Consider the following 17372-nt stretch of genomic DNA (forward strand, 5'->3'; position numbering starts at 1 on the left):
CACATCAGGTCGAGGTCGACCTCGGGCGGAAACCGCCCGAGGAGCTCGAGCACCAGGATGCCGTGCCCCCACGCCCAGAAGCTCATGCCGGCGGTGAGGCTCGGAAAGAGAGCGCCGTAGTCGATGCTCGTCGACTCGCCGACCGCGCGGATGAGCTGCGCGCCGAGGAAGGGTCGCTCGTTCATCAACCGGAACAGCTGCGGATGCTCGCGGCCGAGCGCGCGGTAGGCGTACGCGAGCGACGCTATGCGGTCGCGGCGGGAGGCGGACGAGGGCAGACCGACGGATGCCGCGGTCAACTCCTCAGCCCAGAGGCGGAAACCGACGTCGGCCAACTGACGCTCGATATCGGCCTTGCCGGTGAACTGCTTGTAGAGCGAGGGCGGCTTGATGCCGGCGCGGCGCGAGATCGTGCCGACCCCGAGGTTCTCGAGGCCCTCGTCTTCGAGAACCTCGAGCGCGATCGCGAGTAGCTCGTTGACGCGCGGTTCGCTCATGGCGCGACCGCGCGGTCCTCAAGTCCGAAGGGCTGGCCGTAGCCGCCGTCGGAGATGGGCCTGGCCATGAGCTCGAGGAAGGGCGCTGCCTCGAACGCCTCCGGCCCGAGCACGCCGCGGCCCGCCCAGACCCCCGATGCGAGCAGCTCCAGCGCGATCACCGGGTTGAGTGCGGTCTGCCAGACCACGCACTGGCTCTCGTATTCGGCCATCGTCCACTCGTTGTCGGCGACGTGATAGAGGTAGACCTCGCGGGGCAGTCCGTCGACGCCGGTGCCGGTGACCCAGACGCCGGCGCAGGTCTTGCCGGTCATGCGCGGTCCGATCGTTGCCGGGTCGGGGAGGCCGGCGGCAACCACGTCGCGCGGTGCGACCTGGACCGGGCCGTTCGAACTGCGCACGGTGATCGGCTCGGTTTTGTCGAGGCCGAGCTGGTGCAGGGTCTTGAGGATGCCGATGAACTCGTTGCCGAGCCCGTACTTGAACGTCACGCGTTTCGCGTCGATCCAGCGCGGCATGAGCAGCACCTCTTCGTGCTCGACGTTGACGCACTCGACCGGGCCGATGCCCCCGGGGAAGTCGAAGACCTCGGGCTCGCTGAACGGTTCGGTCGTGAACCAGCCCCGCTCTTTCTCCCAGATGACGGGAGGGTTGAGGCATTCCTCGATGGTCGTCCAGATCGAGAACGAGGGCGCGAAGATCTCGTTGCCCGCCTCGTCGCGCACCACGAGGTTGGCGCCGTCGCGCGTGCCCAGCTCGTCGATCTCGCTGAAGAGGTGGTCGGCCGCGTAGCGCGCGAACACGTCGCTGAGGCCCGGCTCGACACCCATGCCCACGAGGGCGAGCCGGCCGGCCGTCTCCCAGTCGGGCGCCTGGGCGAACTGGTCGTCGCCGAGCTTCACACCCGTCTCGCTGTGGGGGAAGGTGTGGTGCGGCTCGGAGAGGCTCATCGCCATGTCGAGGTAGTCGGCGTCGGCGGCCAGGGCGCCGGAGAAGATCGTGGGCACGAACTTCGGTTCGACGGCGTTCATCACATGGGTCGCGCCGTGCTCGCGGGCGAGCGCCGCCACGTTGTCGGGATCGGACGCGTCGACCCGCGCCGCCACGAATCTCGACGCCGCCTCGGCGCCGTGTCTCGCGGCGATCCACGCCACCACGCTCTGCGCCCTGGCGAGATCGAAGTCGCTCACCACGAGCAGTTCGAAGAACGTACGGCGTGCGGCGATCTTCGCGATCGCGGTTCCCACGCCTCCTGCACCGACGACAAGAATTCTCATGACAAGACGCTACCGTTTCTCAGCCCGACGATTCGAGCCGCAATTTGCGCGCCAGGGGCGTCCAGACGATGAGCGCGGCACCGATGCCGATGAGCGCCCCGCCCACGGTGTCGCTCACCCAGTGGGCGCCGAGGTAGGTGCGGCTCACCATCATCAGCACGACGTAGGCGACACCGGCGGCCCACACCCAGGCCCGCCGAACGATGATTCCGAGGCAGACGACGAGCGTCGCCGCGTTCGCGCTGTGCCCGGAGGGGAACGACCCGAAGTCCGAGGTCACGAGCATGTCTTCCGGGCGCGGGCGCCCGACCAGGCTCTTCAACACCTGCACGACGAGGGCGCTCGCCACGCTGGCGACCGCGAGGAACAGGGCACTCCAGAACCGCCGCAGTACACACAGCACGATGACGATCGCCAGCGGCAGCAGGTAGGCGAACCAACCGCCGCCGAGGAAGTTCATCACGAGCGACGGCACCTCCCACGCCGGGTGCCGGTGCTCGATGATCTCCTCCATCCACTCGGCATCGCTCTCGAAGGGCAGGTTTCCGCGGATGGCGATGATGGCCCCGAGAATCGCCGCCAGCGCGATGGCGATGACCGCGCTCACGACCGGCCAGCGTCTCGCTACCCTGTCGGATACCGGTGGTAGTTGGGTCACAGTGTTTCCTCGTGGTTCGCGTTGGGGTCGAAGGTCATCGTGATCGTGAGCGTGTTGTCGTGCGCCAGATTCCACGAGACCGTTCCGAAGACACTACGTCCCACCGCGACGTACGGGGCCAATTGCACGCGCGGGTTGTGCGACGGTCGGCACGGCACGACGATGGTGCAGGTCGCCTCCCAGTCGTTGCCGTGCAGCATGACGCGCATCCGCTCGTCATCGAAAGTGACGCTCGTGCGAATGTGCGATACCAGCGCCCGGAGGTACCCGCGTTCGGCCTCCCCCAGTCGTTCGGCGAACCGGTTGCGGTCGTCGGCGCCGCGCACGATGCGGGAGAGCCAGCTGCGCTCCGCGTCGAGCACGAGCAGCGTGCGCAGTTCGCGCGCGAGCATCCGCGCGCGTTCGCCGTCGCCGACCGTGAGCTCGGGCTGGCGCGCCACGCGCTCGAGGAACGGGTAGACCTGCTCGTCGAGGTGCACGAGGTGGCTGGCCCTGGCCGACGGCGCGAGGTCCGAGGCGTCGGGGGCGGATGCCTGTGGTCGCGCTACGCCGGAACGCCACGCGAGCAGTGAGTCGACGAGACTGCGCGAGAACGAACTCGCGGCCGCTCCCGCGGCGAGCACCGGCGTGGCCGCGAGCACGGCGAAGACGATCGCGGGCACGTCGGCCGCGAAGGTCGCGGAGCGCGCGTAGGCCAGCGCCCCGATGACGACGGCACAGACGGCGGTGCAGGCGAGAATCTCCCAGCCCGGGCGCCACGAACCGAACGTGAGCGTGAGGATGGCGAGCGAAACGGGTGCCCAGTCGTCGCGCACGACCGAATTCGTTCCCCACTGCGCGCCGGCCTCGAGCACCACGGCGAGCAGCGCCAGCAGGCAGACGACCGCGTGCGCCCGGCGCGGGAACGGCGCGCGGAACGGGCTGGCGGCCCTCACGTAGAAGTATCCGGAGGCGCTGATCGCGGCGAGCGCCGCAGCCTCAAACCACCAGTTGTTGGTCTGCTCGGCCGTGATCACGCTCAGCGAGAATGCGACGACCAGGGCGACCACGACCGCGCCGATGGCGAACAGCCGTGCGGTGAGTCCGCTGAGGGGATCGAGCTCCTGCGCCGTGTCGTTTCTCATGCCCGGTCGCTTCTCATGCCCGCGGCACCAGCATCGAGACCGCGGTGCCGGCGCCGGGCGACGTCCACACCTGCACCGAGCCCCCGACGGCGTCGATGCGCCCGCGCACCGACTGGCGGAGGCCGAGCCGGTCGGGATGGGTCTCCGACTCGGTGAAACCGACGCCCGAGTCGATCACCATCACGCAGACCTCGCGGTCGGTGGCGACGACGGTCAGCTCGGCCGAACCGGTGCGGGCGTGCGCGGCGACATTGGCGAGGCACTGCTGCACGGCGAGGCTGAGTGCCACCGACGTGCGGGGGTTTAACGAGTCGAGCGCGCCGACCTCGCCCGCCACCGACACCTCGAGTCCGAGCGCCCTGGCATGCTCGACGGCGGCGGCGAGGTCTCCGCCGAGAACGTCGGCCGTGACATCCGCATTTCTCATCACTCCCCTGCGGCGCACCGCGAGACTGCGCAGGATCTGCCCCTTCGCGGCGTCGGAGAGGGTGCCGGGCGCGACGGTTCCGACCACCGCGAGTTCGTTGAGAATCGTGTCGTGCACCATGGCCGACGAGACGTGTTCGGCGCGCGCCAGCTCGGCGGCGACCCGGTCGTCGCGGCTGCCCCGGCTGAGTTCGGGCTCGCTCGCGCGCGTGCGCACCCTGCTCACCTTCAGCAGGGTGATGATGAGCACGAGGGCGGCAAAACAGCTGAAGGCCGGCACGTCGAACGCGTAGCCGTGCCCCACCGCGAGCGAGACCGCGACCACGGGAACCTCGGCGAGGAAGAACGCGACGACCACGCTCGCGACGCCGGTGAACTGGCGGGCGACCACCATGCCGAACACCACGATCGCGATCTTCGGCAGCGACAGGAAGATGGCGTCGCTCGTGTCGAACGACCGCAGGCCGGGAAGGACGATCGCCGCGTAGCCGGCGATGGTGACGCACGCCACGACGGCCGCTGCGCCGACGATCACCGCGTGCGTGCCCGCCTCGGAGGCGACGAGCACGCCGAGGCCCGCGAGCACGAGAAGCGCGCCCACGGCGGGCCAGGCGGCCGCGCCCGAGCTGTCGGCCTGGATCGCGACGAGGCTGATCGCGACCGCCGATAGGCAGACGATGCCGAACCAGAACGAGCCCCTCGCCAACGCGAGGCTGGTGGTCTTGGCCGCCAACGCGTTGGGAAAAACGAGGGACATAAGCCACAGACTACTGGCAGCCCCGAGGCAAATCTCAGACTAGACGGCCGACCCCGCGGTTCGCTACGCCGGTCAGCGGGCCAGAGCCGGCACGGTGCGCGGGCGAACCAGCACCACCATCACCACGAGCGAGACGGTGGCCAGGATCGCCATGACCCCGCCCATCGGGATCGCGTCGTGGATGCCGAACAGCCCGACGATGGGCGAGATGATGCCGGCGAAACCGAAGTTCACCGCGCCGAGCACCGACGCCGCGGTCGCCGCTTCGCCGCCGTGGCCCGCGAGCGCCAGCACCTGCTGGCACGGGAACGCGAACCCGCACGAGGTGATGAAGAAGAACAGCGGGATGAGGATGCCGATCAGGCCCACGTTCGCGAGGTCGAGCGCGACGATGGTGACCGCGCTCACGAGCATGCCGACGACCGCACCGGTGAGGATCCACTGCGGGCCCACGTATTTCGCCAGGCGGGAGCTCACCTGCACGCCGACGACGATGCCGATCGAGTTGATCGCGAAGAGCAGGCCGTATTCCTGGGCGTTGAGGCCGTAGACGTCCTGGAACAGGAACGACGACGACGAGAGGTAGGCGAACAGTCCGCTGAAGGTCATGCCGCTGATCAGCACGACGCCCACGAACACGCGGTCGGTGAAGAGGGCCCGGTATCGCTCGCCGACCGAGCTGTGCCCGCGGTCGGCCCGGCGCTCGGCCGGGAGCGTCTCGACGAGGAAGAAACTGGCGGCGAGGATCGCCAGCACGCCGTAGGCGGCGAGGAACCAGAAGATGCCGCGCCAGTCGAGCACGAGCAGGAGTTGCGAGCCGATGAGCGGGGCGAGCACGGGCGCGAGCCCGCTGACGAGGGCGAGCCGGGAGAGCATGCGCACGAGCGGGAGGCCGCCGAACAGGTCGCGCACCATGGCCATCGCCACGACGCCGCCGCCCGCGGCGCCGATGCCCTGCAGCACGCGGAAGATCCCCACCCACATCACGTCGGGCGCGTAGGCGACACCGATGCTCGCGGCGATGTGCAGCGCGGTCGCGATGATGAGCGGCTTGCGGCGTCCCACCTTGTCGCTCCAGGGGCCGACGAGCAACTGGCCGAGCGCGAAGCCGATCGTGGTGGCGGTGAGGGTGAGCTGCACCGCCGCGGCCGAGACCCCGAGTTCGTTCGAGACCGCCGGGAACGCGGGCAGGTACAGGTCGATGGTGAACGGGCCGAGCGCGGTCAGCGCGCCGAGCACAACGACGTAGACGAGCCTCTGGCGCGGGGTGAGGGAGTCTCCGGGGTGTACGACAGTGGTCAAGAGTGAAGGGTCCTAGCAGGCGGATCGGAGCGAGGCAGAGCGCTCATGGCCGCACCCGGGTCGGCGCGCGGCGGAGAAGGTACCCGACGCCGCGAACCCCCACGACAAGCGTATAACTCGCAGACGCGGTGCCGAATTCCCTTAGAACGACGCGGGATCGTCGAGCACCGATTCGAAGGCGAGTTCGGCGGCGCCGATCATCAGCAGGTTCGAGCCGAGTGCCGCACGCCCGATCGACACACCCTCGCGCGAGGCCCGCAGCGGCTGGTGGGCCACGAGCGCGTTCAGGTGGGCGGGGGCGACCGCGTAGAGCGAGCCGAGGAACCCGCCGAGCAGGATCGTCTGCGGGTTGAGCGTGTTGATCGCGTTGCGGAGCGCCACTGCGAGGAAGTCGAGCTGGCGGTGCACCTCCGCGCGCACGTCGGCAGATTCGGATGCGACGAGCGCGTTCTCGAGTTCGTCGGCGTCCGCGTCGGTGAGGCCCGCGAGGGCGAGCAACGGCGCACGGGTGACCTCCGTTTCGAGACATCCGACCCCGCCGCAGTGGCAGACGGTGCCCATGGAGTTGACGAGGGTGTGACCGAACTCGCCGGCGTATCCGGCCGAGCCGGTGAGCGCCTGGTTGCCGGCGATGAGGCCGCCGCCGATCCCGCTCGCGCCGCCGTTGAGGTAGATGAAATCGCTGAGGTCGCGACCGGCCCCGAAGGTGCTCTCGGCCAGGGTGCCGAGGCGTGCGTCGTTGCCGGCGACCACCGGATACCCGGTGGCCTCGGCGAGCATCCCGGCGAGCGGCTCGTCGACCCAGCCGAGGTGCGGGGCGAGACGCACGACGCCGTCGAGCGAACGCACGAGACCGGGAACGGCGACACCGATGCCGACCACGCGGTGGCTGGCCTCGAGTTCGCCGCGCAGCCCCTCGATCACGGCCGCGCAGATGTTCACGGCCTCGCGCGCGGTCGGCTCGTGGTCGGTCGCGTAGCGGATGCGCTTGAGCACGGTGCCGCCGAGGCCCACCACGGCGATCGTGATCGCGTCGATCTCGGGGTTGATGGCGATCGCCACGGCGAGCGGGTCCGGCTTGACGATGGGGCTCGGTCGCCCGACCTGGCCCTGCACGTCGGCGTCGACCTCGAGCACGAGGCGCCGTTCGACGAGTTCGCCGACCAGGGCGGCGACGGTCGAACGGTTGAGGCCGGTGACCCGGGTGAGCTGCGAGCGCGAGATGCCCTGCGAGCGGTGCACGAGGGTGAGCACGGTGGCGAGGTTGTGGCGGCGCACGTGGTCGGTGCTGTTCCCGCGCCCCGCGGCGGGCGACTCGGTCTGTGTCACTGTCCCCACCCGTTCGTCGTCACGGCCATCGCGGAACTACCGCTCTGTGCCACCTTATCGCCGCCCGAAGCCGTCTCCGCACCGCAAATGTTGCCTCGCGCAACGGACCCCCTGCCCCACCCTCGATGGAAAGGGGGTGGCAATCCGCGTCCCCCGTGCGATATGTTGTGCGTCTAAACAATTCACCGACTTGGAGTTTCACATGGCAACGACGCCCACCCCCGCTGACAAGTTCTCCTTCGGACTGTGGACCATCGGCTACAACGGCGCGGATCCGTTCGGCGGCCCGACCCGAGCGCCGCTCGACGTGGTGCACGGCGTAGAGAAGCTCGCCGAGATCGGCGCCTACGGTCTCACCTTCCACGACGACGACCTGTTCGCCTTCGGTTCGACCGACGCCGAGCGCCAGACCCAGATCGACCGCCTGAAGCAGGTGCTCGCCGACACCGGCATCATCGTGCCGATGGTCACCACCAACCTGTTCAGCGCGCCGGTCTTCAAAGATGGCGGTTTCACCTCGAACGACCGCGCCGTGCGCCGGTTCGCGCTGCGCAAGGTGCTGCGCAACATCGACCTCGCCGCAGAGCTCGGCGCCAAGACGTTCGTCATGTGGGGCGGCCGCGAGGGTGCGGAGTACGACGCCGCGAAAGACATCCGCGGCGCTCTCGAGCGCTACCGCGAGGCCGTCAACCTGCTCGGCGACTACGTCACCGACAAGGGCTACGACATCAAGTTCGCGATCGAGCCGAAGCCGAACGAGCCGCGCGGCGACATCCTGCTGCCCACCCTCGGGCACGCGCTCGCGTTCATCGAGACGCTCGAGCGCCCCGAGCTGGTCGGCGTCAACCCCGAGGTCGGCCACGAGCAGATGGCCGGGCTCAACTTCACCGCCGGAATCGCCCAGGCGCTCTACCAGGGCAAGCTCTTCCACATCGACCTGAACGGCCAGCGGGGCATCAAGTACGACCAGGACCTGGTGTTCGGGCACGGCGACCTGCAGAACGCGTTCTCGCTGGTCGACCTGCTCGAGAACGGCGGCCCGAACGGCGGGCCCGCCTACGACGGCCCCCGCCACTTCGACTACAAGCCCTCGCGCACCGAAGACGAGACCGGAGTCTGGGATTCGGCCAAGGCCAACATGCGCATGTACCTGCTGCTCAAGGAGCGGGCGGCGGCGTTCCGCGCCGACCCCGAGGTGCAGGAGGCGCTCGTCGCCGCGCAGGTCGAACAGATCAACGTGCCGACCCTGAACGCGGGCGAGAGCTACGACGACCTGCTCGCCGACCGCGGCGCCTACGAGGAGTTCGATTCGGGCGCCTACTTCGACGGCAAGGGCTTCGGCTTCGTGCGCCTGCAGCAGCTCGCCGTCGAGCACCTGCTGAACGCGCGCTAAGCCCTCGCTTCTGCGCCATCCCGGTGCACGCGCTCCAGCTCGAGCTGGCGCACGCGTACCGGGATGGCGCGCACGTTTTCCCGAACCAGAAAGGCCGCCATGACCCTCGTCGCCGGCGTCGACTCGTCCACCCAGAGCTGCAAGGTCGTCGTGCGCGACCTCGACACCGGCGCCACCGTGCGCACCGGCCGCGCCGACCACCCGGCGGGAACCGAGGTCGACCCCGACCAGTGGTGGCGCGCCCTCGCCGCGGCGGTCGACGATGCCGGCGGCCTCGACGGCGTTTCGGCGATCTCCATCGCCGGCCAGCAGCACGGCATGGTCGTGCTCGATGACGCTGGCCGTGTCATCCGCCCGGCTCTGCTCTGGAACGACACCCGCTCCGCCCCCGCCGCCCGCGCCCTCATCGACGAGATCGGCGCGACGGCCTTCGCGGAGCGCACCGGCACCGTGCCCGTGGCGAGCTTCACGCTGACGAAGCTGCGCTGGCTGCACGACGCGGAGCCGGCCAACGCGGCACGGGTCGCGGCGGTCGCGCTCCCCCACGACTGGCTCACCTGGCGGCTGCGCGGCTACGGCCCGGAGGGCGAGAGCCCGCTCGGGCCCGTGCTCGAGGCGCTCACCACCGACCGTTCCGACGCGAGCGGCACCAGCTACTTCAACTCGGCGACCGGCCGGTACGACCGCGCGCTGCTCGACGCGGCCTTCGGAAACTCAGGAGCGGGCGACCGGATGATCCTGCCCACCGTGATTGCTCCGGGGGCCAGGGCGGGCACGGTGACGCCGTCTCCTGAGTTTCCGATACGGGCGGGCGACGTCGTCGTGGTGGGGGCCGGCGCCGGCGACAACGCGGGGGCGGCCCTCGGGCTCGGCGCCGCGGCGGGCGACGTCGTCGTCTCGATCGGCACGAGCGGCACCGTGTTCGCCGTCACCGAGAGCGCCACGATCGACCCCGGCGGCACCGTCGCCGGTTTCGCCGATGCGACCGGCAACTTCCTTCCGCTCGTCGCCACCCTCAACGCCGCGCGCGTGCTCGACGCGGTAGCGAACCTGCTGGGCGTCACGCACGACGAGCTCGGCGAGCTCGCGCTGCAGGCCGATCCGGGTGCGCACGGCCTGGTGCTGCAGCCGTACTTCGAGGGCGAGCGCACGCCGAACCTGCCCGAGGCCACCGCCACCCTATTCGGCCTGACGCTCGCGGCCACCACCCGGCCGAACCTCGCCCGCGCCGCGATCGAGGGCATGCTCAGCGCCCTTGCCGACGGCCTGCGCGCCGTGACCGACCTGGGCGTCGAGGCGACCCGCATCCTGCTGATCGGCGGCGCGGCGCAGAACCCCGCCGTGCAGCGGATCGCGGCGCAGGTGTTCGGGCTGCCGGTCTACGTGCCCCTGCCCGGCGAGTACGTGGCGGCGGGCGCCGCCCGGCAGGCCGGCTGGGCCCTCACCGGAGAGCTGCCCGTCTGGTCGACCGAGATCGCCGTGACGTTGCCCGCCGACACGGCGACGGTGATCGGCGAGCAGTACGCGGCCCGGCGGGCCTAGCCGCAGCAAGCGGCGCCCACCCGCGGTGTCTGCGGCATTCCGGGACACGTGCGCACGCGCGCTCACTCGCAGCTGACCCGAACTCGCGCAGACCCGCGCGAGTTCGCTAGCCGACCGGCGGCGCCGTGCTCTCGCGCACGACGAGCCGGGTTGCGAGGTCGACCCGCGGGATCGACTCCAGCTCGCCCTCGCTCATCCGGATGATAAGACGCGCCGCCTCCTCGGCCATGCGCGTCAGCGGCTGGTGCACCGTCGTCAGCGAGGGGCTCGTCCACTGGGCCAGCTGCAGGTCGTCGTAGCCCACGACCGACAGTTGCGACGGCACCTGGATGCCGAGCGAACGAGCCGCGTCGAGCACGCCGAGCGCCTGGAGGTCGCTGCCCGCGAAAATAGCGGTGGGGCGGTCGTCGCGGTCGAGCATCGCGCGCGCGTTGTCGCGGCCCCCGTCGACGTGGAAGTCTCCGAATGCCACGAGGCCCTCGTCGACCGGCAGCTTCGCCGTGTTCATCGCTGAGCGGAAGCCGTCGAGCCGCGCGTGCGAGCACATCATGTCGTCGGGGCCGGTGATCGCGGCGATGCGGGAATGACCGAGCTCGATGAGGTGCCGCGTGGCCATGAGCCCGCCCGACCAGTTCGCCGAGCCGACCGACGGCACGTCGGGGGCCGGGTCGCCAGCCGGGTCGACGATCACGAACGGGATCGCCCGCGACCGCAGCTGCCCCTTCGCGTCGTCGGACAGGTCGGAGAATACGAGCACGACGCCGACAGGGCGACGGCGCAGCACGCCGGTGATCCAGTCGGGCGAGGGCGAATGGCGGTTGCCCGATTCGGTGACCACGACGCTGAGGCCGTTGGCCTTCGAGACGTTCTCGACCCCGCGGATGAGCTCCATCGCCCACACGGTGTCGAGGTCGGGGAAGACGAGCTCGATGAGGTTGTTGCGACCGGGTAGCCCGGCGCGGCGTTGATAGCCGTGCTCGTCGAGGATGCCCTCTACCCTCTTCCGCGTGATGGCCGCGACGTCTGACCGTCCGTTCAGCACCTTCGAGACCGTGGAGAGGGAAACCCCAGCCTGAACGGCTATTTCGTCGAGTTTTGTGCGCCCGACCGTGACATCCGACCCTGTCATCTCTGCTCCGATTTCGAATTTGTTGCGCAAAACAACTTGTGCGGATACCGCGGCGGCTCTTAGACTCCCCCCATCCTAATCACTTTCGACGTAGTTGTCGAAACTTTCGAGAGGCGTTCAACGATGAACACACGCAGCATCAGGAAGTACGTGGCGGTGAGTGCGGTCGCAGTCCTGTCGATGGGCGCTCTCGCGGCGTGCTCGGGCGACGGATCGGATTCCGCCGACGGCACCACCACCCTCACCTTCTGGCACAACGGCACGGCAGAGCCCATTCTCAGCATCTGGCAGGACGCCGTCGACGAGTACGAGAAGGCGAACCCCGACATCACGATCGATGTCGTTCCCATCCAGAACGAGGATCTCGAGACGAAGATCCCGCTCGCCCTCTCGTCGGACAGCCCGCCCGACATCTACTTCAGCCGTGGCGGCGGGCAGCTCGCCACGCAGGTGCAGTCCGGCCAGGTCGCCGACATCTCGGAGTTCACCAGCGACTGGCTCGGCGACCTCGGAACGGCGACCGAGAACTGGGCCGTCGACGGCGTGCAGTACGGCGTTCCGTACACCTCGCAGGTCGTCGGCTTCTGGTACCGCACCGACCTGTTCGAGCAGGCAGGCATCACCGGAGCCCCGGCGACGATGACCGAGTTGCACGACGCCGTCGACAAGCTCAAGGCCGCCGGCATCGCGCCCATCGCCGTCGGCGGCAAGGACCGCTGGCCCGACGCGTTCTACTACAACACCTTCGCGGTGCGCGAGTGCGACGAAGACACGCTGAAGCAGGGTCTCGCCGAGGCCGACCTCTCCGACGACTGCTTCACCAAGGCGGGCCAGGACGTCATCGACTTCATCGCGACCGAGCCGTTCCAGGAGGGCTTCAACGGCACTCCCGCCCAGCAGGGCGCGGGCAGCTCGGCCGGACTCGTCGCCAACGGCCAGGCGGCCATGGAACTGCAGGGCACCTGGGACAAGTCGGTCATGCAGGGCCTCACCGACACCGACCTCGACCCGCTGCTCGGCTGGTTCCCGTTCCCCGCGGTCGAGGGAGGCGACGGCGACCCGAGCGCGACGCTCGGCGGCGGCGACGGTTTCGCCTGCACGCAGGAGCACGCCGAAGAGTGCGCCGACTTCCTGGAGTTCCTGTCGAACGACGACATCCAGACCACGCTCGTCGAGAGCGAGGTCGTGGCCATTCCCGTGAAGGAGGCCGCGGCGGCGACCATCAGCGACCCGGTGATGAAGTCGGTGTACGACTTCAACACCGATGCCGCGTACGTCACCACCTACTTCGACGTTGCCCTGCCCACCGGGGCCGGTTCGGCTCTCAACGACGCCGTAGCCAACCTGTTCGCCGGACAGGGCACGGCCGATTCGGTCGCCGAGGCAGTCAAGGCGGCCAAGTAACGATGAGCACAACCACCGCCGTCGTGACGCCAGACGTCACGACGGCGGCGGGCTCGCCTTCCCCGCAAGGCCCGCCCCGCCGCCGTTCCCACCTGCGCAAGAGACTCGAGCTGCTGCTGTTGCTCGGCCCGGCAACCGTGCTCTTCGTGGCCTTCGTCTTCTTTCCGCTGGTCGCGGCCTCCTATTACAGCCTCTTCGACTGGAACGGCTTCGGCCCGCTCACCCAGTTCGTCGGTTTCGACAACTACGCCAAGGCCCTCGGCGACCCGCTCTTCCAAGGGGCGATCGGCCACAACCTGTTCATCGTCATCGCATCGCTCGTGGTGCAGCTCCCGCTGAGCATCGCCCTCGCGCTGCTGCTCAACGGCAAGATCCGCGGCCGCACAGGGCTGCGCCTGCTCGTCTTCGCCCCCTACGTGCTCTCCGAGGCGGTGACGGCGGTGATCTGGCTGTCGCTGCTGCAGCCGAACGGCGTCGTCGACGGGCTGCTCGAGAGCGTCGGTCTCGGCGGGCTCGTGCAGCTCTGGCTGGCCGACCAGGACGTCGTGATGTTCACCATTTTCGCCGTCGTCACCTGGAAGTACATCGGCTTCGGGATCATCCTGTTCCTCGCCGGCCTGCAGGGCGTTCCCGAGGAACTGCGCGAGGCGGCCCAGATCGACGGCGCCACAGGGTGGCAGACCACGCGGCTCATCGTGCTGCCGCTGCTCGGCCCGACGATTCGCATCTGGGTGTTCCTCTCCATTATCGGCTCGCTGCAGCTGTTCGACCTGGTCTGGATCATGACCCTCGGCGGTCCGGCCGGCGCGTCGACGACGATGGCGAGCTATCTGATCGACCGCGGCTTCCGTCGCTACGAGTTCGGGTTCGGCAGTGCCGTCGCCATCATCCTGTTCGTCATCTGTTTCATCTTCGCGCTGTTCTACCAGCGCTTCGCACTGCGTCGCGACACGCAGGGCGCGATCACCGGAAGGGTCGAATAGATGACCGCCACCACCCTCGCGCCGGCCAAGGCCAAGGCGCCGTTCAGCGCCATGACGCCGGTGCGCTACCTGTTCGCCCTGCTCATCGTGGGTGTGACCGTGGCGCCGCTGCTGTTCGTGATCCTCGGCGGGTTCCGCACCAACGCGCAGATCAACACCGATCCCGCCGGGCTGCCGTCGCCGTGGGTGTTCTCGAACTACGCGAACATCCTGGCCTCGGAGGCGTTCTGGCGCTTTCTCGGCAACAGCGCGCTCATCTCGGTCTCGTCCACCGCGATCGCGGTCGGCCTCGGCTCGATGGCCGCGTTCGCCCTGTCCCGCTACCGGTTCAGGGGGCGCGAGGCGCTCTACTCGATGTTCACGATCGGCCTGCTGTTTCCGCTCGGTGTCGCCATCCTGCCGGTGTACCTGCTGCTGCGCCAGCTTCACCTGCTCGAGTCGTGGGTGGGGGTCGCGCTTCCGCAGGCCGCGTTCGCGCTGCCCGTCACCATCATCATCCTGCGTCCGTTTATGGCCGCGATCCCGACAGAGATCGAGGATGCCGCGGTCGTCGACGGTGCCACCAGGCTCGGGTTCTTCTGGCGCATCCTGCTGCCGCTCAGCCGCCCGGCGCTCGTGACGGTGTCGGTACTGGCCTTCATCACGAGCTGGAACGGGTACCTGCTGCCCTTGCTCGTGTTCAACAACCCGGAGAACTTCACGCTGCCGCTCGGTGTCGCCACCTTCCAGTCGCAGTACGCGCAGGACACAGCCTCGATCCTGGCCTTCACGGCGCTCTCGATCGTGCCGGCCCTCGTCTTCTTCATCTTCGCCGAACGCCACATCGTGGGCGGCCTCACCGGATCGGTCAAGGGATGATCGCCTCACTCTGGAACGACGACTCTGCCAGCACAGCCGATCGCGTCGACGCCCTCGTCGCTGCGATGACGCTCGAGGAGAAGATCGCGCAGCTCTACGGCGTCTGGGTCGGCGCCTCGACCGACGGCGGCGAGGTCGCGCCGCACCAGCACGACATGGACGACGCCGTCGACCTCGACGAGCTGCTGCCCCTCGGCCTCGGCCAGCTCACCCGGCCGTTCGGCAGTGCGCCCGTCGAGCCCGCGATGGGGGCCGCCTCGCTGCAGCGAACCCAGGAACGCATCGTGGCGGGCAGCCGGTTCGGCATCCCCGCCATCGCACACGAGGAGTGCCTCGCCGGCTTCGCCGCGTGGGGCGCAACCGCCTACCCCGTGCCGCTCGCCTGGGGCGCGACCTTCAACCCGGCGCTCGTCACCACCATGGCGGCGCGCATCGGTGCCGACATGCGCTCGGTCGGCGTGCACCAAGGGCTCGCGCCGGTGCTCGACGTCGTGCGCGACGCCCGCTGGGGCCGGGTCGAGGAGACCATCGGCGAAGACCCGTATCTCGTCGCGACGATCGGCACGGCCTATGTCCGCGGGCTCGAGAGCTCCGGCATCGTGGCCACCCTCAAGCACTTCGTCGGCTATTCCGCGTCGAAGGCGGGGCGCAACCTCGCGCCCGTCTCGATGGGGCGCCGTGAGGTGAACGACGTGCTGCTCCCGCCCTTCGAGATGGCCATCCGCGAGGGCGGGGCGCGCTCGGTGATGCACTCCTACTCCGACGTCGACGGCGTGCCGTCGGCGTCCGACGCCGCACTTCTGACCGACCTGCTGCGCGACACCTGGGGCTTCACCGGCACCGTCGTCGCCGACTACTTCGGCGTCGCGTTCCTACACCTGCTGCACGGGGTCGCGGCCGACTGGGGCGAGGCCGCGGCACTCGCGCTCGGCGCCGGCGTCGACGTCGAACTGCCGACCGTGAAGACCTTCGGCGAGCCGCTCGCGGCAGCGGTCACCGCAGGAGTGGTCGACGAGGCGCTCGTCGACCGGGCGCTGCGCCGCGTGCTCGAGCAGAAGGTCGGGCTCGGGCTGCTCGATGCCGACTACTCGCCGGCGCCCACGAGCACGGACTTCGACCTGGATCCGGCCGAGAACCGGGCGCTCGCGCTCGAGATCGCCGAGCAGTCGGTGGTGCTGCTCGCGAACGACGGCACGCTGCCGCTCGATCGCCCGGCCCGCATTGCGGTCGTCGGCCCGAACGCCGACGACCCGTTCGCGGTGCTCGGCTGCTACTCGTTCCCGTCGCACGTCGGCACGCAGCACCCCGACTGGGAGATCGGCATCGAACTGCCCACGCTGCTGCAGGCGGTGCGGGCCGAGTTCGCCGGATCCGTCGTCGACCACGCGCTCGGCACCACCGTCGACGGCGGCGAGACCGACTTCGCCGACGCTCTGGCGCTCGCCGCGGCATCCGACGTCGTCATCGTCGCGCTCGGCGACCGGGCCGGCCTCTTCGGCCGCGGCACCAGCGGCGAGGGCTGCGACGCGGAATCGCTGCGGCTGCCGGGCGCGCAGCAGCAGCTCGTCGACGCGCTGCTCGACGGCGGCACACCCGTGATCGTGACGCTGCTCGCCGGGCGGCCCTACGCGCTCGGCCGGGCGGTGACCGAGGCGGCCGCGATCGTGCAGTCGTTCTTCCCCGGCGAGGAGGGCGCGACCGCGATCGCCCGGGTGCTGAGCGGCGCCGTCTCGCCCTCCGGACGCCTGCCCGTGAGCGTGCCCGCCCTCGCCGGCACCCAGCCGACGACCTACCTCGCGTCGCCCCTGGCCCGCGTGAGCGACGTCTCGAACATCGACCCGACGGCGGCGTTCCCGTTCGGGCACGGCCTCGGGTACACCTCGTTCGAGTGGGAGTCGTTCGCGGTGGAGAGGGACGAGCTGACGACGGATGACACGATCGATACGGCCATCACGGTGCGCAACACCGGCGAGCGCGCCGGCGTCGAGGTCGTGCAGCTCTACCTGCACGACCCCGTGGCGAGCGTCGTGCGGCCGGTGCAACGGCTCGTCGGCTACGCGCGTGTGGCGCTCGAACCGGGCGAGAGCGCGCGGGTGCGTTTCGCCGCCCCGACCGACGTGGCGCAGTTCACCGGCCGCGACGGCGAGCGCATCGTCGAACCGGGGGCGCTCGAGCTGCGGTTCGCCCGTTCGTCGGCCGACACGGTGTTCACGGCGGCGGTCACCCTCACCGGCCCGGTGCGCATCGTCGACCACACCCGGGCGCTGCACGCCGCGGTGTCGATCGACCGGGAGCCCGCACCCGTGCCGCTCTGACCCGCACGGGCGCGCACCAGACTTTCACGCTCCTCCAGATCAAGCGCGATGCCCTCGTAGTCGTGATAGGCGAGGTGGCCGTAGAATTTCAGGGCATGCTGGCTGAGTGGCAGCAATCCCTGGCGCTGCGCGGAGACCGCGATGCCGGCACGGGTATGGGTATGGATGACGATCGCCGCATCCTCACGCGCCGTATGGATGGCGGAGTGGATCGTGAAACCGGCCGCGATGACCCGCTTCGATTCTGGCATCTCCTCCACGACATTGCCGTCGAGGTCGATCTTCACCAGGTCTGAGGCGCGCATCTCGTGGAACATCACGCCATAGCGGTTGATGAGGAAATGGTGCTCAGGCCCCGGGATGCGCGCGCTGACATGG

At 69.7% G+C, this 17372-nt stretch carries 14 protein-coding genes and 1 pseudogene; 6 read left to right on the forward strand and 9 right to left on the reverse strand.

The genetic code is table 11. The features are described 5' to 3' along the window. The 7 genes from ACLQ6X_RS11625 to ACLQ6X_RS11655 form a co-directional block, all read right to left on the reverse strand. Window positions 1–497: TetR/AcrR family transcriptional regulator (locus ACLQ6X_RS11625; protein ID WP_411700324.1), on the reverse strand; the 497-nt coding region annotated here is incomplete at its 3' end. Then, entirely contained in the window at window positions 494–1774 is a 1281-nt protein-coding gene (locus tag ACLQ6X_RS11630; protein WP_411700325.1) for a saccharopine dehydrogenase family protein, read from the reverse strand. The genes ACLQ6X_RS11625 and ACLQ6X_RS11630, both read right to left, overlap by 4 nt. Window positions 1775–1793: 19 nt before the next feature. Further along, a complete protein-coding gene (locus ACLQ6X_RS11635; protein ID WP_411700326.1) occupies window positions 1794–2381 on the reverse strand; it encodes a phosphatase PAP2 family protein in 588 nt (195 codons plus the stop codon). Window positions 2382–2428: 47 nt separating this feature from the next. After that, entirely contained in the window at window positions 2429–3556 is a 1128-nt protein-coding gene (locus tag ACLQ6X_RS11640) for a hypothetical protein (protein WP_411700327.1), read from the reverse strand. A gap of 13 nt (window positions 3557–3569) precedes the next feature. Next, complete coding sequence (locus tag ACLQ6X_RS11645; protein WP_411700328.1) at window positions 3570–4739, reverse strand: sensor histidine kinase; 1170 nt, start codon at window positions 4737–4739, stop codon at window positions 3570–3572. A gap of 72 nt (window positions 4740–4811) precedes the next feature. Beyond that, window positions 4812–6041 carry a multidrug effflux MFS transporter gene (locus ACLQ6X_RS11650; RefSeq protein ID WP_411700329.1) on the reverse strand — a complete coding sequence of 410 codons (1230 nt, stop codon included), beginning with the start codon at window positions 6039–6041 and terminating at the stop codon, window positions 4812–4814. 141 nt (window positions 6042–6182) lie between these two features. Beyond that, window positions 6183–7370, reverse strand: a complete 1188-nt coding sequence (locus tag ACLQ6X_RS11655) for an ROK family protein (protein WP_411700330.1) — start codon at window positions 7368–7370, stop codon at window positions 6183–6185. A gap of 202 nt (window positions 7371–7572) precedes the next feature. Between ACLQ6X_RS11655 and xylA the strand changes: the two genes are divergently transcribed. Together xylA and xylB are read left to right on the forward strand one after the other, a co-directional pair. Continuing rightward, window positions 7573–8763: a xylose isomerase gene (gene xylA, locus ACLQ6X_RS11660; RefSeq protein WP_411700331.1), complete on the forward strand. Its 1191-nt coding sequence runs from the start codon at window positions 7573–7575 to the stop codon at window positions 8761–8763. A gap of 99 nt (window positions 8764–8862) precedes the next feature. Further along, window positions 8863–10305, forward strand: a complete 1443-nt coding sequence (gene xylB / locus ACLQ6X_RS11665) for a xylulokinase (RefSeq protein WP_411700332.1) — start codon at window positions 8863–8865, stop codon at window positions 10303–10305. Window positions 10306–10411: 106 nt separating this feature from the next. Here the strand turns inward: xylB and ACLQ6X_RS11670 are convergent, their stop codons facing one another. Beyond that, on the reverse strand, window positions 10412–11434 hold the full coding sequence (locus ACLQ6X_RS11670; RefSeq protein ID WP_411700333.1) for a LacI family DNA-binding transcriptional regulator: 1023 nt from the start codon (window positions 11432–11434) through the stop codon (window positions 10412–10414). 123 nt (window positions 11435–11557) lie between these two features. On the opposite strand from ACLQ6X_RS11670, the gene ACLQ6X_RS11675 reads away from it, so the two are divergent. Genes ACLQ6X_RS11675 through ACLQ6X_RS11690 form a run of 4 tightly spaced genes read left to right on the forward strand, consistent with a single transcriptional unit; the run spans window position 11558 to window position 16994 of the window. Next, window positions 11558–12838 (forward strand): ABC transporter substrate-binding protein, encoded by a 1281-nt coding sequence (locus tag ACLQ6X_RS11675; protein ID WP_411700334.1) that lies wholly within the window; start codon window positions 11558–11560, stop codon window positions 12836–12838. 2 nt (window positions 12839–12840) lie between these two features. Next, window positions 12841–13821 (forward strand): carbohydrate ABC transporter permease, encoded by a 981-nt coding sequence (locus ACLQ6X_RS11680; protein WP_411700335.1) that lies wholly within the window; start codon window positions 12841–12843, stop codon window positions 13819–13821. Then, complete coding sequence (locus tag ACLQ6X_RS11685; protein ID WP_411700336.1) at window positions 13822–14679, forward strand: carbohydrate ABC transporter permease; 858 nt, start codon at window positions 13822–13824, stop codon at window positions 14677–14679. Continuing rightward, window positions 14676–16994, forward strand: a complete 2319-nt coding sequence (locus ACLQ6X_RS11690) for a glycoside hydrolase family 3 N-terminal domain-containing protein (RefSeq protein ID WP_411700337.1) — start codon at window positions 14676–14678, stop codon at window positions 16992–16994. Before ACLQ6X_RS11685 ends, ACLQ6X_RS11690 begins: the two co-directional genes overlap by 4 nt. A gap of 71 nt (window positions 16995–17065) precedes the next feature. On the opposite strand, the pseudogene ACLQ6X_RS11695 reads toward ACLQ6X_RS11690, so the two are convergent. Further along, window positions 17066–17311 (reverse strand): annotated as a pseudogene (locus tag ACLQ6X_RS11695) (class II aldolase/adducin family protein); the annotation flags it as partial. Between the last annotated feature and the right edge of the window lie 61 nt (window positions 17312–17372).

Source organism: Conyzicola sp., assembly GCF_046714715.1.
Taxonomy (GTDB): Bacteria; Actinomycetota; Actinomycetes; order Actinomycetales; family Microbacteriaceae; genus Conyzicola.